Genomic DNA, 22,850 nt, shown 5'->3' on the forward strand with positions numbered 1-22,850 from the left:
ATATGCCGTCGCTGATACCCGTGGCGTCTATCTGCTTTGAGGGCTACATATGAAGCTTCAACAACTGCGCTACATCTGGGAAGTGGCGCACCACGACCTCAACGTTTCCGCTACCGCTCAAAGCCTTTACACCTCGCAACCCGGTATCAGCAAGCAGATCCGCCTGCTCGAAGATGAGTTGGGCGTCGAAGTGTTCGCGCGCAGCGGCAAGCACCTGACTCGCGTCACGCCCGCCGGTGAACGCATCATCACCACCGCCGGCGAAATCCTGCGTAAAGTCGAGAGCATCAAGCAGATCGCCCAGGAATTCTCCAACGAGAAAAAAGGCACCCTGTCGATCGCCACCACCCATACCCAGGCGCGGTATGCCTTGCCGCCGGTGATCCGCGATTTCATCAAGCAATACCCGGACGTGGCCCTGCACATGCACCAGGGTTCGCCGATGCAGATCGCCGAAATGGCCGCCGATGGCACCGTCGATTTCGCCATTGCCACCGAAGCCCTGGAGCTGTTCGGCGACCTGGTGATGATGCCGTGCTACCGCTGGAACCGCTGCGTGGTGGTGCCCCAGGGTCACCCGCTGGCCAAGTTGCCGAAACTGACCCTCGAAGCCCTGGCGGAATATCCGATTGTCACCTACGTGTTCGGTTTTACCGGCCGCTCCAAACTCGACGAAGCCTTCAGCCACCGTGGCCTCACGCCGAAAGTGGTGTTCACCGCCGCCGACGCCGACGTGATCAAGACGTACGTACGCCTGGGCCTGGGCGTGGGAATCGTCGCCAAAATGGCGGTCGACACCCAGCTCGACAAAGACCTGGTGGTACTTGATGCCAGCGAACTGTTCGAGTCCAGCGTGACCAAGATCGGTTTCCGTCGCGGTACGTTCCTGCGTGGCTTCATGTGCGATTTCATCGAAAAGTTCGCGCCGCACCTGACCCGCGAAGTCATGGCCAAGGCGATCCAGTGCCACAACAAGCAGGAACTGGAAGAGCTGTTCGACGGCGTGGAACTGCCCGTTCACTAAGACGCTCAGCGGGCCTCGGTCACGGTGAAGTATTGCCGGGCGCCCGCCACCAGAATCTCCACCTCGTCATCGACGCACTTGCCCAGCAGGCCTTTGCCCAAGGGCGAGCGCGGGGTGATGACGGTCACCGGTTGCCCGACCACGTCCACTTTCAACCCCGCCGCATCCGGCGCGAGAAACAGCCACTGCTGGCGCGCGTTCTCGTCTTCCAGGCCCACGAGTGTGCCCACCTCTATACCGCGTCTGTCCTCGTAGGGCCGCAGTTGCAGGTTCTGGCACAGCACCAGCGATTGCTTGATCTCTTCGACCCGCTTGGCTTGCCCGGCCGCCAGATAGGAAGCCTCCAGCCCCAGCGTGTCGTATTTGTTCTCGGCGATGTTTTCTTCGTGGGTCGCGGTTTCGTAGGCCGTTTGCGCGGCGCGTTGGGCGATGTCGAGGTCGACGGTGAGTTTTTCCAGGATCAACTGGAGGACGGCATGTTTATTCATGGCTGTGCTTGATCATCAATCGCAGAATTGCAGGACATTGGCCCGACTCTTTTCATTCGGCGCGTTCCTGTCCTGTTGCAGCCAGAACTGGCATTTGGGGTTCGACAGGTTGCGTGCGTTGTCGCGCGCCTGATCGAGGGTTTGTTGCTGTTCCTGTTTTTGCAGGTTCTGCTGGTACTGCTCGAACATACGGTTGGGCGGCTCGGGCGCCGCGACGGCCGGCTTGCCCAACTGCTGGACCGCCTGAGCCACGGGCGCGAGGCTCTGCGGGAACAGGTAACGCGATGCCAGCCAGGCGGTCAGCACAATGGCGATAAACCCCAGCCACAGGCCAAAAGCCACGGCTGCACTGAGCTTGAACAACGACAACGGACGTCCGGACATGATGGCCTCCTGGCAGGCATTGATGGCGTGGCGGCGATTGTCGCACAGCCACTGTGCAGAATAATCGCGATAGAGCCTTCTGCATCCGTGCATTTATGCGGACAATCGAGCCTTTGAGCGTTGGAGCCCGGAATGAAAGCCCGCTGGGATATTTTTTGCAGCGTCGTCGATAACTACGGCGACATCGGCGTGACCTGGCGCCTGGCCCGGCAATTGGTGGTCGAGCACCGCTGTGAGGTGCGCTTGTGGGTCGATGACCTGCGCGCGTTCGAGCGCATGTGCCCCGAGGTTGACGTGCAGGCGACCCAACAATGGCAGGACGGTGTCGAGGTGCGCCACTGGCCGGCCGAGTGGTCGGCTACGCCGGCCGCCGATGTGGTGATCGCCGCCTTCGCCTGCCAGCTGCCCCCTGACTATATGGAAGCCATGGCCGCGCGTGAGCGCACGCCGTTGTGGATGAACCTCGACTACCTGAGTGCCGAAGACTGGGTGGTGGGCTGCCATCGCCTGCCGTCGGTGAAGTTCAAGGGGGTGCAGAAGTACTTCTTTTTCCCTGGTTTCCGCGCCGGTACCGGTGGTCTGTTACGTGAGGCCGGGTTGATTGAGCAGCGTCAGGCGTTTCAGGCGGACGCCGCAGCGCAGCGACAATTCCTGCAGGGGTTGGGTGTATTTCCGGCAGCCGGTGCGCGGTTGTTTTCACTGTTTGCCTACGAAAATGCCGGCCTTGCCGGTTGGCTGGACGCCTTGTCGACGGACGGGCGTGCCACTCATCTATTGGTGCCCGAGGGGCGCATCCTCGGGGATGTGCAGCGCTGGCTCGGTGTGACGGCGTTGGCCGCGGGCGACGTGCATCAACGCGATGCCCTGACCGTGCAAGTGCTGCCGTTCGTGCGTCAGGCGCACTATGACCACTTGCTGTGGTGCTGCGATTTCAACGCCGTGCGCGGCGAAGACTCATTTGTCCGCGCCCAGTGGGCCGGGCGGCCGTTGCTGTGGCACATCTACCGACAGGATGAAGACATCCACCTGGACAAGCTCGATGCTTTCCTGGCGCTGTACACCAAAGACTTGTCGCCCGCCGCCAGCGCTGCATTGGTGACGCTGTGGCAAGCCTGGAACACCGAGGGCGAGGTGGCGCAGCCGTGGAAATTGCTGCTGGAGCACTGGCCGGAGGTGAGTCAGCACGCCCAAAGGTGGTGTCTGGAACAGGCCTTGCAGGCCGATCTTGCGACGGCGCTGGTACAGTTTTATGAAAGTTGGATATGATACGCCACCTTGATTTTTGTAAATCCCATCCAAATTTCGGATATATGCAATGAAAACTGGTAAAGAACTGAAACCCGGTACAGTGATCCGTCTCGAAAACGACCCTTGGCTGGTTCAGAAAGCTGAGTTCACCAAGTCTGGTCGTAACAGCGCAATCATGAAGACCAAGCTGAAGAACCTGCTGACCGGTTACAAGACCGAGATCGTCTACAGCGCCGATGACAAACTGGACGACGTGATCCTCGACCGCAAAGAAGCGACCCTGTCGTTCATCAGCGGCGACACCTACACGTTCATGGACACCACCGACTACACCATGTACGAGCTGAACGCTGAAGACATCGAAGCCGTTCTGCCATTCGTGGAAGAAGGCATGGACGACGTCTGCGAAGCCATCTTCTTCGAAGAGCGTCTGGTTTCCGTAGAGCTGCCGACCACTATCGTGCGTAAGGTTGCCTACACCGAAGGTTCCGCTCGCGGTGACACGTCGGGCAAAGTGATGAAGCCTGCCAAGCTGGCTAACGGTACCGAACTGCAAGTGGCCGATTTCATCGAAATCGACGACCTGATCGAAATCGACACCCGCGAAGGTGGTTCGTACAAAGGTCGCGCCAAGAAGTAATTCTGGCCGCTGCCCTGAAGGCGTGGTTCCCGCGCCTCGGGCTGCACAAGAGTCCGGCGTCTGAAAAGACGCCGGATTTTTTTCGCCGTTTTTTTGGCCCTCTCGTCGGCCTCAGTGCATCTTTTCAATACTCGACTATGGTTAGTGGCGAACTGCCTTCACTCGCAGCAGTGAAGGGCAGGCCCCCGCTCGCTCCGGTCCGTGCCGGTGAGTTAGCCATAAGGAAGAATAATGATGAGCATTGAAGCTGATCCGACGCCGCACGCCTTCGATAAAGCCGATCAAGCCCCCGAACGGCTCACCGAAATGTTTGTAGGAGGCCAGGAGAAACGTATCCAACTCGGCCAGTGCCCGGCCGAGCGCGCGGTGTTTCGCAAGCTGCATGGCGTGGCCAGTGCCCGTCTGGTGATGGAAAAGAACATCCCGGCCAAGCTGAAAGTGGGGGTATTCGCCCACGACAGCCTTGACGCCTGGGTCCGTTTTTCCAGCGATACCACACCCACCTCACCGGACCTGGGCAGCACTGTCGGGATCGGCATCAAGTTGTTTGGCGTCCCTGGCCCCAAGGCCCTGGGTGACGAGGGCGATACCGCCGATTTCATCATGCAGAATTTTCCGATCTTCTTTGTCGACAACGCCAAGGAAATGGTCGAGTTCACCTACGCCGGTACCGTGCTCAAGGACTACCCCGGCTACCTGAAAAAACACCCCAAGACCCACGACATCCTTAACCGCATGGGCGACAAGGTCGAAGGCAGCGTACTGACCACTCAGTAATGGGCCATTCTGCCGTTTCATTCGGGAAGCAAACGCTACGTCAAATTTCGCCTCGACCCCGAAACCCCGCCGGAAAACGTCCCCAACAACGAAACCGATTACCTGGGCGTCGATCTATGCCGTCGCCTTGCGCAGCGCGAATATAAATTCCGTTTCATGGTGCAGTTGCGCACCGATGCGCAGAGCATGCCGCTTGATGAGGCAACCGTTGAGTGGCCGGAAAGCGAAAGCCCGTTTGTGCATGTCGCCACACTGACCCTGTCGCAACAGGATGTGGCCCAGCGTGGCCAGGCGGAATACGGGCAAGGGCTGGCCTTTAACATTTGGCGCCTGCCCCCGGAGCAGGCACCGGTGGGCTCGATCGCCGAAGCCCGCAAAGTCGTCTACGCCGCAGGCGCGCGCGCGCGGCATGAAGCCAATGGCCAGGGTTTGCAGGATCCACCTCAAGCCCGTCCGGCGGCGTGCCCTTACTCCGCCACCCAATCCTCGATCAGCGGCTTGGGCGAGGTGGGCGCCAAGGATCAATGCATCGTCAAAGCGGTGATCTACCCCTCAATCGGCGTGGCGCGCGTCGGTTCAAGCGAGTCGGAGTGGTTTGTGGGCCCTGAAGTGTGTGATCCGCCGCATCACGCCGCCGGTTTTTATCGCGATTCAAAGAAACAACTCAAGCGCCAGGCCGCGCGCTTTCGGGTGTATGGCGTAAACGTGCTGGGCGACATTGTGCGTGAACTCACCCCGGATAACGCAAAGATCCGCTGGCAGGTGCAATTGGCCAACACCAAGTCAGCCTGGTATGGCTTCCAGCTTGCGTTGGATATTCCGGAGGCTGCATCGGCGCCACCAACGACACTGCGCAATGCCGGCATTGCCGACCGCACACAGTTAGCCATTACTCCCAAGGCGAAGGTGGTCAGTGGCAAGAATGCCAAGCCCAAGAAGTTCGACGATGGCCGTTTCATGGGCAAGCCGGTGTACCTGGGCGAAACATTTACCGATGAACAGGGCCGCCTGATCGTGCTGGGGGGCCATGGTGCCGCAGGCGCTTGCGACGATAGCCGCGCGATCACGTTCGCGAACAACGAGGGTTGGTACGACGATACGTCGGACGGGCCGGTCAATGCCGAGGTGATCTACGACGGGCAGCCCCTGTTGGTTGACCCCGCGTGGGTTATCGTCGGCCCGCCTAACTATGGGCCACAACGCAAGTCGGTGCGCACCATGTGGGACTTGATGCGCGATGTCGCCATCAAGGCTGGTACGTTGCCGATGCCGATGCGTCCCAGCTTCACGTTCGACATATTGCCGATTTTCGAACGGCTGGCCGGCCTGCAATGGGTGAATGCCGGCTTCGCATCCGGGTTTGGCTGGAAGGGCGTAAATGATCTGACCAGCGCGCAAGCGTTGGCGCGCTTGTCGAGTGCCAGCCCGGTGTATGTCGAACTGCGGCGCACCATTGCCAACCAGTTCCGTAATGATGCCGTGGACAGTTGGTCGCCCAAGCCCTGGCCATGGCTGTACGGTGACGCCATGGATGTGCCGGCAGCCAAGACACCTCGACAAAACGCCTCGCTCAGTGACACGCAGTTGGCCATGTTGGCGGAGTGGGCACGGGGCAATTTCGTGGAGGACTATGCTGCCGATCGCGTCGCGCCGCGCAGCCTCGATGAGGTGCCGCTGGCCCTGCAAGGCGATACGCTGACCAAGGCGGCGCTGGACTTTTGCCTGGCCGACGCTTTCCACCCCGGTTGTGAAATGACCTGGCCCGTGCGCACCGCCACGATGTACATGGCGCCGTTTCGCTTTGCCCATGCCCTGGACGGCTGGATTGCCCCGGCCTTGGGCGAGGTCATCACGTACGCCGCGATCAGCCTGACCAACGGCCCGCTCTGTGGTCAGCAGGCCGGTGGTCTGACCCGCTGGATGGCGGTGCCATGGCAAACCGACTCGGCCAGCTGCCGTTCGGGCTATGACAAAAACTATGACCCCTACGTGCCCTCGTTCTGGCCGGCGCGGGTGCCTAATCAGGTATTGACCCGGCAGAACTACGACGTTGTCATGGACGAAAAAAAGCCCCTCGGCGAGCGCCTGGCTGCCTTCGCCAACCGGGCCTCCTGGATCGAGCCTTTGGGGGCCACCAGCTACACCGACCAGATCAACAATATGATTCACCACTTCGATCACCTGGGGGTCGTAGAGGTGCACGCCGGGCCCAGCGACCGCGAGCATTTCCCGGCCCACATTGAGGTGGAGGACCAACACGTGCCGATCAAGGATATGCCCAACCCGACCGCCAGCCCGCATTCGGCCAGTCATGAGGCGCTGCGTTTGCAGGTCGGTGCCCTGGCGGGGCCGCGTGCAGAATCGGTGGACATCATGACCATCGAGAAGGCCCAGCGTTTTCCACGGGGCCTGCCCGGCTGATGGCATTGGCGGCCGGCGTGCATGCCGATGTGGTAGTGCTGGGCAGTGGTCCCGCAGCGTGTTCGCTGGCGCTGAACCTGGCGCCGTTTTGTCATGTCTTGATGGTGGACAAGGGCGACGGGGAGGGCGCGAGTGTGGGTGAGTCGCTGCCCGCTGCGGCGGGGCGGTTGTTTCGGGACATGGGCTTGCTGGAAGCGTTTTTGCAGCAGAACCATGCCCCGTGTCACGCCAGCCGTGGCGCGTGGGGCGGCGCCCGGATGTGGGAGCAGCACGCCATGGGCAATTTGGACGGCCATGGTTGGCACCTCGACCGCAGGCTGTTTGACGCGTGGTTGCGCCAGGTCGCCCAGTCGCGCGGGGCAGGGGCGTTGACGCACACACGGCTGGTGTCTGTGCGCAGTCTTGCCGGTGAGATGCCGTGGCACCTCGAACTGCAACGCGGCGATCAGCGGCTGACGCTGAGTGCACGTTTTGTGGTTGATGCCAGTGGGCGCAGCAGCGCGTTTGCCAGGCAACTGGGATACAAGCGCAAGGCCAGGGACAAGCTGGTGTGTGGCTGGTTATTCGGGAGGGACGGTTGCGCGGGCGGTATCAGTGAATTGCACGCCGAAGCGCAGGGCTGGTGGTACACGTCGCCCTTGCCGAATGGCCGTCGCTTGCTGTCCTTTTACACCGACGCCGATTTGGACGCTGCCGCTTCTGCGCATCACCCCGAGAGGCTGCTCACGCGTGTACAGCATGTGCCGGAACTGAGTCGCACATTGGCGGCATACGGGTTCAGCGCCACTGGGTCCGTTGGGTTTTGTGCGGCGCATGGGGCAGCGTTGGAACAGGCCACAGGCACAGGGTGGCTGGCGGTAGGCGACGCGGCGTTGTCGTTTGATCCTTTGTCTGCGCAGGGTTTGTTCAATGCGCTCTACACCGGGCTGGCCGGTGCCGAGGCGATTCATGCTCAGTTAGCGGGCGATGGTGCCGCCGCTGGGCGTTACCAGGCTGAGCTGGACCGCATTGAGGCGGCTTATTCGGCCCATTTGCGCGGCTGGTATGAAGAGGAGCGCCGCTGGCCGGATCAAGCGTTTTGGCAACGACGGCAGGGCATATCGCAGGTATGAAAAATCCGGAATCCTCATCAGATTCCGGATTTTTTTGGCCTGTAAATCAGACCGTCACATGCAGGCGTACATCGACATTGCCGCGGGTGGCATTGGAGTACGGGCAGACTTGGTGAGCCGCGTCGACCAGGCTTTGTGCGTCATCCTGGGCCAGGCCGGGCAGGCTGATGTGCAGGTCGATATCCAGACCGAAACCGCCGGGGATCTGGCCGATGCCGACGTGAGCGGTGATCGAGGCGTCATCCGGGATTTTGCGTTTGGTCTGGCTGGCGACGAATTTCAGCGCGCCGATAAAACAGGCCGAGTAACCGGCGGCGAACAGTTGTTCCGGGTTGGTGGCCTGGCCACCGGCGCCGCCCAATTCTTTTGGCGTGGACAGTTTGACGTCGAGGATGTTGTCGCTGGAAACAGCGCGACCATCACGGCCGCCGGTGGCGGTGGCTACTGCGGTATAGAGCGTTTGCATGGCATTTTCCTCTTTGTATTTAGCGCTAACTGTTTGCGCGCTAAGTAGTTGGTGAGGCGAATGTATAGCGCTAATGTTTAGCGCGCAAGATAAATTTAAAAAATATTCGCTTGTGAGGTTCTTCCTGCTCTTGTGCGAGGGCTAAACGGCGCCTTGCAGATTGCTGCGCAGGGCAATCAAATCGGCTTGCAGCTTACGCAACTGCTCCAGCTCCATGCCGCTGGCACCCAGGATGCACTGGGGAATACCCATGGCCTTTTCCTGCACGGCGCGACCTGCGCCAGTCAGTTCCACCACTACCACGCGCTCGTCTTCGCGGCTGCGGGTACGACTGAGCAGGCCCTCAGCTTCCAGGCGTTTGAGCAACGGCGTGAGCGAACCGGGATCGGTCAGCAGGCGGCTGCTGATTTCACCGACAGTCAAGCCGTCCTCTTCCCACAGCACCATCATGGCCAAGTACTGCGGATAGGTCAGGCCGAGGGCTTGCAGCAGCGGTTTGTAGACCTTGGTCATCAGCAGCGAGGTGGAGTGCAGAGCGAAACACAGCTGATTGTTCAGCATCAGCGATTCGCACGGGTCAGGATTTTTGCTCATGGCAGTGCCTCAAAAAAGCGTCTATGGGCTGGAATCTAGCGGGCAAATGTTTAATGCGCCAGATAATCTTGGGCGGACGCTCAAATCAACCCGCTCTGCAGCGCCAGATCCCACGGCGGAACCGGGCTGAAACGGGATTTGAGGTATTCAAGCAACAAGCGACTGCGTGCATTGGGCTGCTGCTCCAGGCGCAGTGCATAGATCCCGGTGGTTTCCGGGCTGGGCAGACCGCCTTCGCAAAACAGCGGCAGCAGTTCGCCGCGCACCAGGTATTCACTGGCCAGCCAGGTGGGCAGGTGGGCGATGCCCAACCCGGCCAACGCACCGGAGAGCAGGGCTTCGGCATTATTGGCGCTCATGCGGATGCGCTGCGGGCGGTACGTGGCGCGGCGCCCGTCCAGTTCGAAGCGCCAGGCGAACATCGGTGCCAGGCCATCCCAGTCCAGGCCGTCGTGTTCGCTCAAGTCACGCGGATGCGTCGGCGTGCCGCGGCTTTTCAGGTAGGCCGGGCTGGCGCAGGCGATGCGCACGATACTGGCCAGGGGCGTGGCGATCAGCCGGGTGTCGACGATATGCCCGGCGCGCAGCACCAGGTCGACTTTGCCCAGGTGCGCGCCCTGCATGTCCACGAAGCTGTCGATCAGGTGCAGGTGCACATCCAGGCCGGGGTACACATTCAGAAAGTCCGCGATCACCGGCGCCAAGTGCCGTCGGCCAAACGCCGCCGGTGCGTCCACGCGAATCAAACCCTCCGGCGCATGGCTCAGGGACACTGCTTCGGCCCGTGCCAGTTGCAACTCGCTGACAATCCGCCGCGCGCGTTCGGCGAACGCCAGGCCGGCGGGTGTGGCAACCACCGCGTGGGTACTGCGCTGGAATAAGCGACTGCCCACCGAGCTTTCCAGGCTGTCGATGCGCCGCGCCACGGCGGAAGGCGTCAGCGGATGCCTGCGTGCGGCGGCGGAAAAGCTGCCGGTTTCCAGCACATCGAGAAACAGGCTCAACTGATCGGTGAGAGTATTGGGGTTCATCGGGGCTGCGCTTATGCGAGATTGGCACAGCCATTGTGCGTTGCTGTGCGTTTCCGCGCTAGAGCCGACTGCGTAGCATGAGGCCCATTGGTAATACGGAGTAACGAGCGGTGTGGGACTTAGTGATGTATCTGGTGTTGGGGGCTGCCTTGGGCACGGTGGGCGGGCTGTTTGGCATTGGTGGCGGGTTGATCGCCATCCCGGTGCTCGGCGTACTGTTCGGCCTTGACCAGCAAATCGCCCAGGGCACCGCGCTGGTGATGGTGGTGCCGAATGTGATGCTCGCGCTGTGGCGTTATCACCAGCGCAACCGCATTGAACTGCGCCACGCACTGCCGTTGGGGGTGATGGGCTTCAGTTTTGCCTGGCTGGGTTCAATCTGGGCCGTGGGCCTGGATGCCGGTGTTATGCGCATTGGCTTTATCGCGTTTCTGGTGGCGCTGTCGGCCTACAACCTTTTGCGCATGTTCACCCGCAATGCGCCGCCGACTGCGCAGATGCGCTACGCCTGGCCGTGGTTGGGCGTGTTGGGCGCGGTGTCGGGCTCCATGGGCGGGCTGTTCGGCGTCGGCGGTGCGGTGGTTGCCACACCGGTACTCACCAGCGTGTTCGGCACCACCCAAGTGGTCGCCCAAGGGCTGTCCTTGGCGTTGGCGCTGCCCAGCACCGGGGTGACCCTGATCACTTACGCCTGGCACCAAGAGGTCGACTGGATGATCGGCATACCCTTGGCCGTCGGCGGCCTGCTGAGTATCAGTTGGGGTGTAAAAGTGGCCCACGCCTTGCCTGAACGCCTGTTGCGCGGGCTGTTCTGCGGCTTTCTGGTGGTGTGTGCGGTGATGCTGACATTCAAAGTCTGAAGCCTTCAAGGATGTACTCGGCCAGGCAGTCGGTGATGGGCGAGGTCATCGCCGGGTTGCGCAGCAAGTGCAGGTTCATCGAGGGCAGCGGCGGGAAACCCTCGTTGCTGCCCAGCACGCGCAAGTCTTGCGTCACCAGGCTTTCCATACTGATCATCACCGCCAGGCCCGCACTGACCACCGCCTGAATCGCCGCCACGTTGGTGCTGTGATAGGCCATGCGATAGTCCCGCCCCGCGGTCTTCAGCGCGGTGCAGGCCCACTGGGTGTAGACGCAGTCGGCACCGGACATCGCCAAGGGCAGGGCATCGTGCTCGTCCATGCAGAAGCACGGCGCCGCTGCCCAAACGATGCGCTCGGTGCGCAACAGTTCGCCGATTTCCTTGCCGGGCTCGCGACTGATCACGGTCAGCGCCAGGTCGCGTCGTTGCATCAATACGCCGGACGATTCGCAATGCAGCTCGATCTGGATCAGCGGATAGGCCTTGGAGAACTGCTTGAGTATCCCCGGCAGAAAGCGCATCACGTAGTCATCCGGCGTACCAATGCGCACCAGGCCGACCATGTGCGGCTCGCGCAAGGTGTTGAACACTTCACTGTGCAGTTTCAGGATGCGCCGCGCATAGCCCAGCAACACCTGGCCCTCGGGCGTCAGCCGCACCTGACGACCATCGCGCTCGAACAACTTGCGCTGCAGCACGTCTTCTTCCAGGCGTTTCATTTGCATGCTCACCGCCGATTGCGTGCGGTTGACCTGCTCGCCCGCGCGGGTAAAACCGCCTTGGTCGGCAATGGCGACGAAGGTGCGCAGCACGTCGGTGTCGATACTCGGGTAGCCTGGCAATTGATCAATCTCCGAGATGTATTTCATAAGAAACATTCGTTGGATTGATCATAGTGCGGGGCACACACTTTCGTCATCCCCACGGGAGGGCGAGAAGATGAAAGGTCAAAAAGGTTTTGTGTTGATGGCTAAGCGGCCGCTGCTCGGGCTGTTTCAAACGATTGCCCGGTGGCAGATCGTGCACCGCGAACGCCAACTGCTGGCGAGCATGAGCGACGATGCGCTCAAGGACATCGGTCTCAACCGTGCCGATGTGGCGCACGAGACTCATCGGCATTTCTGGGAAGATCCGCTGCGCAAATGACCGAGGATGCAGTAGGGTAGGCCGCGAGCAATCAAGGAGATGCCCATGCCCGTCGACCTGTGTTTTTCCCTTAAGCAAGCGCGACGCATGGCGCTGGCGGCCCAGGGTTTTTCCGGGCGCCAGGCGCCTGCGCTGATCAAGGCCGCGCAGCTGAACCGCATGATCGAGCGCCTGGGCGTGCTGCAGATCGATTCGGTCAATGCCGTGGTGCGTTCCCATTACCTGCCGGTGTTTTCCCGGTTGGGCAATTACTCCCCGTTGCTCCTTGAGCAGGCGGCCTGGAGCCAGGGCCGGCGAAGGTCGTTGTTCGAATATTGGGGGCATGAGGCGTCGTTGCTGCCCATGGCGTTGTACCCGCTGATGCGTTGGCGTATGGCGCGGGCCCGGCAGGGGCAGGGGATCTATGCGCAGATGGCGCGGTTCGGTCGCGAGCAGCAGGGGATTATCCAGCGGGTACTGAAGACCGTTGAACAGCAGGGCGCACTGGGCGCGGGCAGTTTGTCGACCCGCGAAGAACGCGCGGGCCCGTGGTGGGATTGGAGTGATGAGAAACACGCGCTGGAATGGCTGTTTGCCGCCGGCCTGGTTACCGTCGCGGGGCGGCGCGGGTTTGAACGTCTCTACGATTTGCCCGAGCGGGTTATTCCTGGCGACATCCTTCAACACGCCCCTCTGACGGAGGCTGAGGCCCAGCGCGGCCTGCTGCTGCACAGCGCCACCGCCCTGGGCGTGGGCAGCGAAAAAGACCTGCGTGATTACTTCCGCCTTGACCCCGCCGACAGTCGCAGTCGCTTGGCCGAGTTGGTCGAAGACGGCCAATTAATGACATGCCGGGTGCAGGGTTGGAAGCAGCCGGCGTATTGCCTGCCCGCGCCTAAAGTGCCGCGCAAGGTAGCGACCAGTGCGTTGCTGTCGCCGTTCGATTCACTGATTTGGGAGCGCAGTCGCACCGAGCGTCTGTTCGATTTCCGCTATCGGCTGGAGATCTACACCCCGCAACAGAAGCGGGTGTACGGCTACTACGTGCTGCCGTTTTTGCATAACGAGCGCATCGCCGCACGGGTCGACGTGCGTGCCGAGCGTGCCAAAGGGCGCCTGGCGGTGCACGCGGTGCACGAAGAGGAGCCGGGGTTGGATGACGAGGGCATGTTGGCGCTGGCGCTGAACCTGCGGCAAATGGCCGATTGGCTGGGCCTCGAGCAGGTCCAGCTCAATTGCCAGCGGCCAAGTGCCGCGCGGTTGCGCATCGCCACAACACGCACTCATCAAGCCTCAGGGGTTCTCAGCGTTTGACCTGCTTCAACGTCTCGGCAATCAGGAACGCCAGTTCCAGCGACTGATCCGCGTTCATCCGGGGGTCGCAGTGGGTGTGGTAGCGGTCCGACAAGCCATCTTCGGTGATCGGCCGAGCGCCGCCGATGCATTCGGTGACGTTCTGCCCGGTCATCTCGATATGAATCCCGCCAGCATAGGTGCCTTCGGCCTGGTGCACCTGGAAGAACTCTTTCACTTCTCCAAGGATCTGCGCAAAGTCGCGGGTCTTGTAGCCGCTGCTGGCCTTGATGGTGTTGCCATGCATCGGGTCCGAGCTCCACAGCACTTGCTTGCCTTCGCGCTGCACCGCGCGAAGCAGGTTCGGCAGGTGGTCGCCGACCTTGCCGGCGCCCATGCGCGCGATCAGGTTGAGGCGGCCGGGGTCGTTGTCCGGGTTGAGGATGTCGATCAGGCGGATCAGGTCGTCGGGGTTCATGCTCGGGCCGACCTTGACCCCGATCGGGTTGTTCACCCCGCGCAGGAACTCGACATGGGCCCCGTCCAACTGACGGGTGCGGTCGCCGATCCACAACATGTGGGCCGAGCAATCGTAGTAGTCGTTGGTCAGGCTGTCGCGGCGCACGAACGCTTGCTCGTAGTTGAGCAGCAGCGCTTCGTGGGCGGTGAAAAAGCTGGTTTCGCGCAGTTGCGGCGAACTGTCCATGCCACAGGCGCGCATGAATGCCAGGGTTTCATCGATGCGGTCGGCCAGTTGGCTGTATTTTTCGGCCAGGGCGGAGTTGGCGATAAAGTCCAGGTTCCACTTGTGCACCTGGTGCAGGTCGGCGAAACCGCCCTGGGCGAAGGCGCGCAGCAGGTTGAGGGTGGCGGTGGACTGGTGGTAGGACTGCAGCAGACGTTCCGGGTCCGGCACACGGCTTTTTTCGTCGAAGCCGATACCGTTGACGATATCGCCACGGTAGGCGGGCAGGGTGACACCGTCGATGGTTTCGTCGTTGGCCGAGCGAGGCTTGGCGAACTGACCGGCCATGCGCCCGACTTTCACCACCGGGCAGCCCGCGGCGAAGGTCATCACGATCGCCATTTGCAGCAGCACTTTGAACGTGTCGCGGATTTTCGCGGCGGAGAACTCGGCAAAGCTCTCGGCGCAGTCGCCGCCTTGTAACAGGAAGGCGCGACCCTGGGTCACTTCGGCAAACTGACGGCGCAACTCGCGGGCTTCCCCGGCAAACACCAGCGGCGGATAACTGGCCAGGCTCTGCTCCACCTGGGACAGGTGTGCGGAGTCCGGGTACTGGGGTTGTTGCTGGATCGGCAGGGCGCGCCAGCTGTCGGGGCTCCAGGGTTGGCTCATCATGAACTCGATTGGCTGATTGACGGTCGGGCGCCAATGTTATCAGCAATTAGTGCGTGACCTGCTGCTGCCGGTTGGCCGACAATCGCGCCTTTGCCGTGCGGCAACTCATTAGGAGCAGTGATGACAGAGGAGCGTGTCGAGCGCGTGCTGGCCGAGGTCCATGATGACTTTGGCATGATCCGTGTGCTCGAAGTGGCGGATTACCGTTTTCTCGAGTTCGGCGATGCCATCGAGCAAAGCTGCGTGTTCACCGCCGACCCGAGCTGGCTGGAGTACGACTACACCCGCGCGATGCTGATTGGCGCGTTGTGCCATGAACAGCCCGAGAGCGCATTGTTCCTCGGGTTGGGCGCCGGTACGCTGACCCAGGCCTGCCTCAAGTTTCTGTCGCTCGAAGACGTCGAAGCGATCGAACTGCGCCCCGATGTGCCGCGTCTGGCCATCGAGTTCATGGGGCTGGATGATGATCCGCGACTGTACATCCGTATTGGCGATGCCCTGGCGTTGCTGGAAACCGCTGAGCCGGCTGATTTGATTTTCGTCGACCTCTATACCGATGTTGGCCCCGGTGTCGGCCACCTGGCCTGGACCTTCCTGGAAAACTGCCAGAAAAAGCTCAACCCCGGCGGCTGGCTGGTGATCAACCAGTGGGCCACCGACGACGGCAAACCCTTGGGGGCGGCCCTGCTGCGCGGGTTGTACCATCGCCATTACTGGGAACTGCCGGTCAAGGAGGGCAATGTGATTCTGCTGGTGCCGTCGGAGCTGGATCAACTGTTGGACCAGGACGCGCTTTCTGCTCGCGCAGAAGCCCTGGCGCCGCGCCTTGGATACTCGTTGCAGTCGTTGATCAAGGTGATTCGCCCAGCAACTTAGTGGTCTGTTCTGACGCCTTCGCGAGCAAGCTCGCGGAGGCGTCGATACCCACTCAGATACCCTTGAACACGCCCGGCCGCTTTTCGATCATAGCCCGTACGCCTTCCCTGGCATCTTCGCTGTTGAACAGTTTATCGACCAGTGGCGGCAGTGCCGCGGCCGCCACCGTCTCGCCTTCCATGCGCGCCAAACGCGCCGACATCAACGTAGCCTGCACCCCCAGCGGTGCCTGGCGCGCGATCCGGCTGGCCAGTTCAATGGCGCGTGGCAGCAGGTCTTCGCTGGCCATCACTTCCTGTACCAGCCCGAGTCGCAGGGCTTCATGGGCGTCGAACTCGTCGCCGGTGAGCAACCAGCGCATCGCATTGCCCCAGCCGGCGATCTGATGAAAGCGCAAGGTCGCGCCACCAAACGGAAAGATCCCGCGCTGTACTTCCATCTGCGCAAAGCGCGTGTTGCTCGCACACAGGTTGATATCCGCCGCCAGCATCAGTTCGATCCCAATGGTCAGGCAGTAACCCTGCGCCGCAACGATCACCGGTTTGCTCACGCGGGGCCCGGCAAACACGCCCCACGGATCGCAGCCGCCCAGAGGGGGTCGCCAGCCGTCAGCCATCACCGCGCTGACATTGGCCAGGTCGAGCCCGGCGGTGAAGTGGTCGCCATGGGCAAAGACCACGGCCACCCGCGCCTGGTCATTTCGATCAAATTCGCCATACGCCAGGCTCAGGTCATTGAGCAAATCCAGATCGAAGGCATTACGCTTGGCCACCCGGTCCAGGCCCAACAGCAGGACATGGCCCTGGAGTTCACGGCTGACGCGGCTGCTGCTGGCTTGATTCATCGGGTGTGCCCTCGGGCGCAGGGAAGGGTTTCAGACCAAAGGTCTTGAACGTTGAGTGAAACGTTTAAGCGTTATGGCCCGCAGGGCCGGGCCTTTGAAAAATAGACGCTGGCGGTGTTATCTGCAAAGACTGTGACGCAGCGCGGTTTATCGGCGCTTTGCGATAAAAAAAGCTCCCTTTTTCAGGTATTTCCGGTATAGTGCGCGCCGGCCTTTAACCGGGCCGCGTTTAGGTAGCGCAATTCCCCGAAGTCAGCTTCGGCTGCACGTCCGCACAGCGGACTCTTCCTTGACGAATCTTTTTCATTCATTCGTTTTCGCAAATCCCCGCCGACAAAGCAGCCAGGGCGACTCTTGAGTCTCAACACGGCATGCGCAGCTTTGGAGCATGGGTCTTTGCGGATGCACTTAGAGGCAGACCCATGACCCAGGAAACCGGCGGCTTCGCCGCTTTTAATCTTAACCCGAACATTCTTGCTGCCGTCATCGCGACCGGCTACGAAGAACCTTCGGCGATTCAGCAGCAATCGATCCCGATCATCATGGCCGGCAAGGACATGATTGGCCAGGCGCAAACCGGTACCGGTAAAACCGCCGCGTTCGCCCTGCCTATCCTGCACTGCATCGATCCTGCCAAGCGCGAACCGCAAGCCCTGATCCTGGCGCCAACCCGTGAGTTGGCGCTGCAAGTAGCAACCGCTTTCGAAACCTACGCCAAGCAAATGCCAGGCGTGACCGTTGTGGCCGTTTACGGCGGCGCGCCTATGGGCCCACAACTGAAAGCCATCCGTAATGGCGCACAGATCGTTGTCGCCACCCCGGGCCGTCTGTGCGACCACCTGCGTCGTGACGAAAAAGTCCTGTCGACCGTTAACCACCTGGTGCTCGACGAAGCTGACGAAATGTTGAAGCTGGGCTTTATGGATGACCTGGAAGTCATCTTCAAGTCGCTGCCACCGACCCGTCAGACCGTGCTGTTCTCGGCCACTCTGCCACAGTCGATCCGTGCCATTGCCGAACGCCACCTGCGCGATCCGGAGCACGTAAAAATCCAGACCAAGACTCAGACCGTTACCGCGATCGAACAGGCTCACCTGTTGGTTCACGCTGACCAGAAGACCTCGGCTGTATTGAGCCTGCTGGAAGTTGAAGACTTCGACGCCCTGATCATGTTCGTGCGCACCAAGCAAGCGACCCTGGACCTGGCCAGTGCCCTGGAAGCCAAAGGCTACAAAGCCGCTGCGCTGAACGGTGACATCGCCCAGAACCAGCGTGAGCGCGTGATCGATTCCCTCAAGGATGGCCGTCTGGACATCGTTGTCGCGACCGACGTTGCTGCTCGTGGCCTCGACGTTCCGCGTATCACCCACGTGTTCAACGTTGACATGCCTTACGATCCAGAGTCTTACGTTCACCGTATCGGCCGTACCGGCCGTGCGGGTCGCGAAGGTCGTGCATTGCTGCTGGTGACGCCACGTGAGCGCCGCATGCTGCAAGTGATTGAGCGTGTAACCGGTCAGAAAGTCGCTGAAGTGCGCCTGCCGGATGCCCAGGCTGTTCTCGATGCACGCATCAAGAAACTGACTAACAGCCTGGCCCCTCTGGTGGCTGACGCTGAATCGACCCACGGCGACCTGCTGGACCGCCTGACTGCCGATATCGGTTGCACCCCGCGTGCCCTGGCTGCCGCTTTGCTGCGCAAAGCCACCAATGGTCAGGCCCTGACCCTGGCAGCCATCGAGAAAGAGCGTCCACTGGTTCCGAACAGCGCGCCACGCAGTGATCGTCCAGAGCGTACCGGCGACCGTCCGGACCGTGGCGATCGTGAGCGTCGTGCTCCGGTTCCATTGGCCGAAGGCCGTGCTCGTTGCCGTACCGCGCTGGGTGCGCGTGATGGTATCGCTGCCAAGAACCTGCTGGGCGCAATCCTCAACGAGGGTGGCCTGGCACGTGAAGCGATCGGTCGCATCCAGGTCCGTGACAGCTTCTCCCTGGTGGAGCTGCCGGAAGACGGTCTGGAAAAACTGCTGGCCAAGCTCAAAGACACTCGCGTTGCCGGTAAGCAGCTCAAGCTGCGTCGCTACCGCGAAGATTGATCCGCCCTTGGGCTGATTGATCGCACATAAAAAATCCCCGACTGGTTCGGGGATTTTTTTTGCGTCGGATTCAGCCGAAGCGGTAGATGTCCATGCCCAGCGCACCCAGGGTGAATCCCTGGTGCGCCACACTGAACTTACCGCCGGCGCCACGCGCAAAGTAAAGCGGCAACAGGTGCTCGTCGCTCGGGTGACTGCGCACGGCATAAGGCGCCTGACGACGATAATCATGCAACGCGGCTTCATCGTCGGCCGCCAGTTTTTCCACCACCCAGTCGCGAAACTCCCGTGCCCAGGGCTCAATGCTTTCAGGCCCTGCGTGCCAGTCCAATTCCCCCAGGTTATGGGTGATGCTGCCGGAGCCGATCAGCAGCACGCCGTGTTCGCGCAGGCCGGCCAAAACGTGCCCGATTCGGGTTTGCAGGGTCGGGCCCATACGGCTGGGCAAGGAAACCTGGACCACCGGGATATCGGCCGCCGGGTACATCAGCGACAGGGGCACCCAGGTGCCATGGTCGAACGGGCGCGTGTTATCGACTCGCGCTGCCAGGCCATCGGCGTGCAACCGCTCGACAATCTCGGCCGCCAAGTGCGGGTCGCCCGGTGCCGGGTACTGCACGGCAAACAGCTCGCGAGGGAAACCGCCGAAGTCGTGCCAGGTTTCGGGTGCGGCGCTGCCGCTGACCAGCAGTTCCCTGCTTTCCCAATGAGCCGACACCACTACAATCGCCTTCGGCCGGGGCAGTTGCGCCGCCAAACGTTGCAGCGCCGGCCCGCTGGCGCCGGGTTGCAGGGCGAGCATCGGCGAGCCGTGAGAGATAAACAGGCTGGGGAGCATAAGTGGGGTCCTGAACGTTAACATGGCCCCATCTTCATTCAGTTCATTGATCAAAATCTAATATAAGTTTTAGCGCTATTTGATCGAATTTTCGGAGGTGGTTCCATGGAGCCCAAATTTTGGCAGGAGCGCTGGGCGCGCAATCAAATCGGCTTTCACCTGCCCGAGGTCAACCCGTACCTGCCACGGCACTGGCCATCGCTGGCGCTGGCCGAAGACGCCAAGGTGCTGGTGCCGCTGTGTGGCAAAAGCCTGGACTTGATGTGGCTGGCCAGCCAGGGGCACAGTGTGCTCGGTGTCGAGTTGTCGGAGCAGGCGGTGGTGGCATTCTTCGATGAACAAAACCTGACGCCGCGAATTACCCGGTGCGGACCGTTCCAGGTGTACCAGGCGGATTCCATTGAGCTGTGGTGCGGTGATTTCTTTGCGCTGGATGCGCAGGCGTTGGCCGATTGCACGGCGCTCTATGACCGCGCCGCCTTGATTGCCTTGCCGCCACTGATGCGCGCGCAGTACACCGAGCATTTGAACAACCTCCTGCGGCCTGGCTGCCAGGGGTTGCTCATTACCCTCGACTACGACCAGACGCAAAAGGCCGGCCCGCCGTTTGCCGTGTCGGATGAGGAAGTGAAACTGCTGCTGGGGGCGCACTGGAGCCTGCAGGTGATCGATGAGCAGGATATCTTGGGCCAGAGCTGGAAGTTCGTGCAGGATGGCGTCACGCGTCTGGATGAGCGTGCTTATCGACTGTCAAAGGATCGGCCGATCGTTGCCTGACGCCTGATGCTGCGGCGGTCTTTGGTATTGGGGCTGCTACGTAGCCCGGCGCGGGCAAGCCGCTCGCCACAACAGCGGTGTTTTTTATGCGCAAAAAAAGGGGCGACTCAGTCGCCCCTTCTCTGGTTGCAAGCGCTATCAGCCGCGACGACGCAATGCGTCGATACGCTCTTCCAGCGGCGGGTGGCTCATGAACATGCGAGCCAGGCCCTGTTTGATGCCGCCGTTGATACCGAAGGCGGTCAGGCTGTCGGGCATATGCACCGGCAGGCCTTGTTCGGAGCGCAGGCGTTGCAGCGCGCCGATCATTGCGTTGGTGCCTGCCAGGCGTGCACCGGCTTCGTCTGCGCGGAACTCACGTTTGCGCGAGAACCACATCACGATCGCACTGGCCAGGAAGCCCAGCACCACTTCGGCGAAGATGGTCGCCACGAAGTAGGCGATACCACGGCCGTCTTCGTTCTTGAAGATCACCTTGTCGACAAAGTTGCCGATGATCCGCGCAAAGAACATCACGAAGGTGTTCACCACGCCCTGCACCAGTGCCAGGGTGACCATGTCGCCATTGGCGACGTGGCCGATTTCGTGCGCCAGTACCGCTTTTACTTCGTCGGGCGAAAAACGCTCCAGAAGGCCTTGGCTCACGGCCACCAGGGCGTCGTTCTTGTTCCAGCCCGTGGCGAAGGCGTTTGCCTCATAGGCAGGGAAAATCCCCACTTCGGGCATTTTGATGCCTGCTTCCTGGGACAACTGCTCCACGGTTTGCATCAGCCATTGTTCGTGGCGGGTGCGCGGTTGAGTGATGATCTGGGTACTGGTGCTCATTTTCGCCATCCACTTGGAGATGAACAGCGAGAACAGCGAGCCGGCAAAACCAAAGACCGCACAGAAAATCAGCAGCTGATTGAGGTTCAGATCAACCCCATTGGCCGCCATGAACCCGTCGAAACCGAAAAGGCTCAGGGTGACGCTGGCAATCAGCACGACTGCCAGGTTAGTGGCCAAGAACAGCAGAATGCGCATCATGGTTGTAGAGATCTCCTCATGCTTAATATGTCGCTTACTGCGGGGTATATAAGGTGCGGCCTTGGGTGATTCAACCGGGCGACTATTTCAAACTGTGTCCTACAGCCTTAATGTACAGTCTTGAAGGGATTTTCTTACACGCAATGCCGCCCGTGATCAACCTCCAGTTGCCTTTAGGCCCCGTAACTACTGGGGCGCGCAGGCAATTGAGGGTAAGCGGGCTGCGGCGGTGGGCGATGAGCAGAGAAGTGTTGCCAGATAATCGCTGTACGACCGAATCTCGGTCGTACAGCGCGATTTCCACTACTGGCGATAGGACTTGAGGAAATTGCCGATACGACCAATGGCCATGTCCAGGTCATCCACGCGCGGCAAAGTCACCACGCGGAAGTGATCCGGCCACGGCCAGTTGAACGCCGTGCCTTGGACCACCAGCAGTTTTTCCGACAGCAACAAGTCCAGCACGAACTTTTCGTCGTTGAGGATCGGGCAGACTTTTGGGTCGATCCGTGGAAAGGCGTACAGCGCGCCCATGGGTTTTACGCAGCTGACGCCCGGAATCGCGTTGAGCAGTTCCCAGGTACGGTTACGCTGTTCCAGCAGGCGGCCTTGGGGCAGGATCAGGTCGTTGATGCTCTGGTAGCCGCCCAGGGCCGTCTGGATCGCGTGCTGGCTCGGTACGTTGGCACACAGGCGCATATTGGCCAGCATGTCGATACCTTCGATGTAGCTTTGCGCATTGTGCTTGGGACCGGAAATGGCGATCCAGCCGGAGCGGAAACCCGCCACGCGGTACGATTTGGACAGCCCGTTGAAGGTCAGGCACAGCAGGTCCGGCGCCAGGGAGCCGGTGCAGATGTGCACGGCGTCATCGTAGAGGATCTTGTCGTAGATCTCGTCGGAGAACACCACCAGGTTGTGCTGGCGTGCCAGTTCGAGCATGCCCAGCAGCACTTCTTTGGAATACACCGCGCCGGTCGGGTTGTTCGGGTTGATGATCACCAGGGCCTTGGTGTTCGGGGTGATCTTGGCCTTGATATCGGCCAGGTCCGGGAACCAGTCGGCGCCTTCGTCACACAGGTAATGCACCGGGTGGCCGCCGGCCAGGGTCACGGCTGCGGTCCACAGCGGGTAGTCCGGTGCCGGCACCAGGACTTCGTCGCCGTTGTTGAGCAGGGCCTGCATGGACATCACGATCAGCTCGGACACGCCATTGCCCAGGTAGATGTCTTCGATGCCGACACCTTCCACCTGTTTCTGCTGGTAGTACTGCATCACCGCCTTGCGCGCACTGAACAGGCCTTTGGAGTCGCTGTAGCCCTGGGCGGTGGGCAGATTGCGGATCACATCCTGGAGGATTTCGTCCGGCGCTTCGAAACCAAAGGGCGCCGGGTTGCCAATGTTCAGCTTGAGGATGCGGTGACCTTCCTCTTCCAGGCGCTTGGCGTGCTTGAGCACTGGGCCGCGAATGTCGTAGCAGACGTTGGCGAGCTTGTTCGATTTGCTGACCTGCATGGCGATGTGATCCTGAAAATGAACGATCCAGACGGCGTGGACACTACCGTACT

General features: G+C 61.1%; 23 protein-coding genes. 12 read left to right on the forward strand and 11 right to left on the reverse strand.

Translation table 11 applies throughout. The annotated features are described in order from the left end of the window. Positions 1 to 49 precede the first annotated feature (49 nt). Positions 50 to 1,024, forward strand: coding sequence for an HTH-type transcriptional regulator CysB (cysB, locus tag PSH59_RS08500; RefSeq protein WP_017849520.1), 975 nt, complete (start codon positions 50 to 52; stop codon positions 1,022 to 1,024). A gap of 5 nt (positions 1,025 to 1,029) precedes the next feature. On the opposite strand, the gene PSH59_RS08505 is transcribed toward cysB, so the two are convergent. Together PSH59_RS08505 and PSH59_RS08510 are read right to left on the reverse strand one after the other, a co-directional pair. Then, positions 1,030 to 1,512: a GreA/GreB family elongation factor gene (locus PSH59_RS08505; RefSeq protein ID WP_248076375.1), complete on the reverse strand. Its 483-nt coding sequence runs from the start codon at positions 1,510 to 1,512 to the stop codon at positions 1,030 to 1,032. Between the two features lie 15 nt (positions 1,513 to 1,527). After that, entirely contained in the window at positions 1,528 to 1,896 is a 369-nt protein-coding gene (locus tag PSH59_RS08510) for a hypothetical protein (RefSeq protein WP_248076372.1), read from the reverse strand. Positions 1,897 to 2,028: 132 nt separating this feature from the next. Between PSH59_RS08510 and earP the strand changes: the two genes are divergently transcribed. The 5 genes from earP (at position 2,029) to PSH59_RS08535 (ending at position 8,094) form a co-directional block, all read left to right on the forward strand. Further along, entirely contained in the window at positions 2,029 to 3,162 is a 1,134-nt protein-coding gene (gene earP / locus PSH59_RS08515; RefSeq protein WP_305394797.1) for an elongation factor P maturation arginine rhamnosyltransferase EarP, read from the forward strand. Positions 3,163 to 3,211: 49 nt separating this feature from the next. Next, positions 3,212 to 3,784 carry an elongation factor P gene (locus PSH59_RS08520; RefSeq protein WP_003233368.1) on the forward strand — a complete coding sequence of 191 codons (573 nt, stop codon included), beginning with the start codon at positions 3,212 to 3,214 and terminating at the stop codon, positions 3,782 to 3,784. A 234-nt stretch (positions 3,785 to 4,018) separates the two neighbouring features. Beyond that, positions 4,019 to 4,561 (forward strand): hypothetical protein, encoded by a 543-nt coding sequence (locus PSH59_RS08525; protein WP_305394798.1) that lies wholly within the window; start codon positions 4,019 to 4,021, stop codon positions 4,559 to 4,561. Positions 4,562 to 4,717: 156 nt separating this feature from the next. Continuing rightward, entirely contained in the window at positions 4,718 to 6,982 is a 2,265-nt protein-coding gene (locus PSH59_RS08530; protein ID WP_305394799.1) for a LodA/GoxA family CTQ-dependent oxidase, read from the forward strand. Beyond that, the gene (locus PSH59_RS08535; RefSeq protein WP_305394800.1) at positions 6,982 to 8,094 is read left to right on the forward strand and encodes a tryptophan 7-halogenase; all 1,113 of its coding nucleotides are present in this window, start codon (positions 6,982 to 6,984) and stop codon (positions 8,092 to 8,094) included. Before PSH59_RS08530 ends, PSH59_RS08535 begins: the two co-directional genes overlap by 1 nt. A 46-nt stretch (positions 8,095 to 8,140) precedes the next feature. Here the strand turns inward: PSH59_RS08535 and PSH59_RS08540 are convergent, their stop codons facing one another. The 3 genes from PSH59_RS08540 to PSH59_RS08550 form a co-directional block, all read right to left on the reverse strand. Continuing rightward, on the reverse strand, positions 8,141 to 8,560 hold the full coding sequence (locus tag PSH59_RS08540) for an organic hydroperoxide resistance protein (RefSeq protein WP_010176159.1): 420 nt from the start codon (positions 8,558 to 8,560) through the stop codon (positions 8,141 to 8,143). Positions 8,561 to 8,701: 141 nt separating this feature from the next. After that, complete coding sequence (locus PSH59_RS08545) at positions 8,702 to 9,154, reverse strand: MarR family winged helix-turn-helix transcriptional regulator (protein ID WP_305394801.1); 453 nt, start codon at positions 9,152 to 9,154, stop codon at positions 8,702 to 8,704. A gap of 80 nt (positions 9,155 to 9,234) precedes the next feature. Continuing rightward, positions 9,235 to 10,185, reverse strand: a complete 951-nt coding sequence (locus tag PSH59_RS08550; RefSeq protein ID WP_305394802.1) for a LysR family transcriptional regulator — start codon at positions 10,183 to 10,185, stop codon at positions 9,235 to 9,237. Between the two features lie 110 nt (positions 10,186 to 10,295). On the opposite strand from PSH59_RS08550, the gene PSH59_RS08555 reads away from it, so the two are divergent. After that, positions 10,296 to 11,045, forward strand: a complete 750-nt coding sequence (locus PSH59_RS08555; RefSeq protein WP_248076360.1) for a sulfite exporter TauE/SafE family protein — start codon at positions 10,296 to 10,298, stop codon at positions 11,043 to 11,045. On the opposite strand, the gene PSH59_RS08560 is transcribed toward PSH59_RS08555, so the two are convergent. After that, entirely contained in the window at positions 11,035 to 11,916 is an 882-nt protein-coding gene (locus PSH59_RS08560) for a LysR family transcriptional regulator (RefSeq protein WP_305394803.1), read from the reverse strand. The two genes, PSH59_RS08555 and PSH59_RS08560, sit on opposite strands and share 11 nt — an antisense overlap. A 70-nt stretch (positions 11,917 to 11,986) precedes the next feature. Here PSH59_RS08560 and PSH59_RS08565 point away from each other — a divergent pair, with 70 nt between their 5' ends. Further along, on the forward strand, positions 11,987 to 12,193 hold the full coding sequence (locus PSH59_RS08565; RefSeq protein WP_248076355.1) for a DUF1127 domain-containing protein: 207 nt from the start codon (positions 11,987 to 11,989) through the stop codon (positions 12,191 to 12,193). A gap of 45 nt (positions 12,194 to 12,238) precedes the next feature. Continuing rightward, the gene (locus PSH59_RS08570; RefSeq protein ID WP_305394804.1) at positions 12,239 to 13,486 is read left to right on the forward strand and encodes a winged helix-turn-helix domain-containing protein; all 1,248 of its coding nucleotides are present in this window, start codon (positions 12,239 to 12,241) and stop codon (positions 13,484 to 13,486) included. Here PSH59_RS08570 and PSH59_RS08575 read toward each other — a convergent pair. Further along, positions 13,476 to 14,822, reverse strand: a complete 1,347-nt coding sequence (locus tag PSH59_RS08575) for a class II 3-deoxy-7-phosphoheptulonate synthase (protein ID WP_305394805.1) — start codon at positions 14,820 to 14,822, stop codon at positions 13,476 to 13,478. The genes PSH59_RS08570 and PSH59_RS08575 overlap by 11 nt on opposite strands. 123 nt (positions 14,823 to 14,945) lie before the next feature. Here PSH59_RS08575 and PSH59_RS08580 point away from each other — a divergent pair, with 123 nt between their 5' ends. Then, a complete protein-coding gene (locus tag PSH59_RS08580; protein WP_305394806.1) occupies positions 14,946 to 15,701 on the forward strand; it encodes a spermidine synthase in 756 nt (251 codons plus the stop codon). A 52-nt stretch (positions 15,702 to 15,753) separates the two neighbouring features. Here the strand turns inward: PSH59_RS08580 and PSH59_RS08585 are convergent, their stop codons facing one another. Further along, the gene (locus PSH59_RS08585; protein ID WP_305394807.1) at positions 15,754 to 16,545 is read right to left on the reverse strand and encodes a crotonase/enoyl-CoA hydratase family protein; all 792 of its coding nucleotides are present in this window, start codon (positions 16,543 to 16,545) and stop codon (positions 15,754 to 15,756) included. Between the two features lie 422 nt (positions 16,546 to 16,967). On the opposite strand from PSH59_RS08585, the gene PSH59_RS08590 reads away from it, so the two are divergent. After that, on the forward strand, positions 16,968 to 18,641 hold the full coding sequence (locus tag PSH59_RS08590) for a DEAD/DEAH box helicase (RefSeq protein WP_248076343.1): 1,674 nt from the start codon (positions 16,968 to 16,970) through the stop codon (positions 18,639 to 18,641). 70 nt (positions 18,642 to 18,711) lie between these two features. Here PSH59_RS08590 and PSH59_RS08595 read toward each other — a convergent pair whose 3' ends face one another. Continuing rightward, positions 18,712 to 19,479 (reverse strand): class III extradiol ring-cleavage dioxygenase, encoded by a 768-nt coding sequence (locus PSH59_RS08595; RefSeq protein ID WP_305394808.1) that lies wholly within the window; start codon positions 19,477 to 19,479, stop codon positions 18,712 to 18,714. Between the two features lie 105 nt (positions 19,480 to 19,584). Between PSH59_RS08595 and PSH59_RS08600 the strand changes: the two genes are divergently transcribed. Continuing rightward, positions 19,585 to 20,256, forward strand: coding sequence for a thiopurine S-methyltransferase (locus tag PSH59_RS08600; RefSeq protein ID WP_305394809.1), 672 nt, complete (start codon positions 19,585 to 19,587; stop codon positions 20,254 to 20,256). A gap of 138 nt (positions 20,257 to 20,394) precedes the next feature. Here the strand turns inward: PSH59_RS08600 and htpX are convergent, their stop codons facing one another. Further along, the gene (gene htpX / locus PSH59_RS08605) at positions 20,395 to 21,282 is read right to left on the reverse strand and encodes a protease HtpX (RefSeq protein ID WP_248076337.1); all 888 of its coding nucleotides are present in this window, start codon (positions 21,280 to 21,282) and stop codon (positions 20,395 to 20,397) included. 303 nt (positions 21,283 to 21,585) lie between these two features. Continuing rightward, the gene (locus PSH59_RS08610; protein ID WP_012723006.1) at positions 21,586 to 22,797 is read right to left on the reverse strand and encodes a pyridoxal phosphate-dependent aminotransferase; all 1,212 of its coding nucleotides are present in this window, start codon (positions 22,795 to 22,797) and stop codon (positions 21,586 to 21,588) included. Positions 22,798 to 22,850: the final 53 nt, after the last annotated feature.

Source organism: Pseudomonas sp. FP2309 (genome assembly GCF_030687575.1).
Taxonomy (GTDB): Bacteria; Pseudomonadota; Gammaproteobacteria; order Pseudomonadales; family Pseudomonadaceae; genus Aquipseudomonas.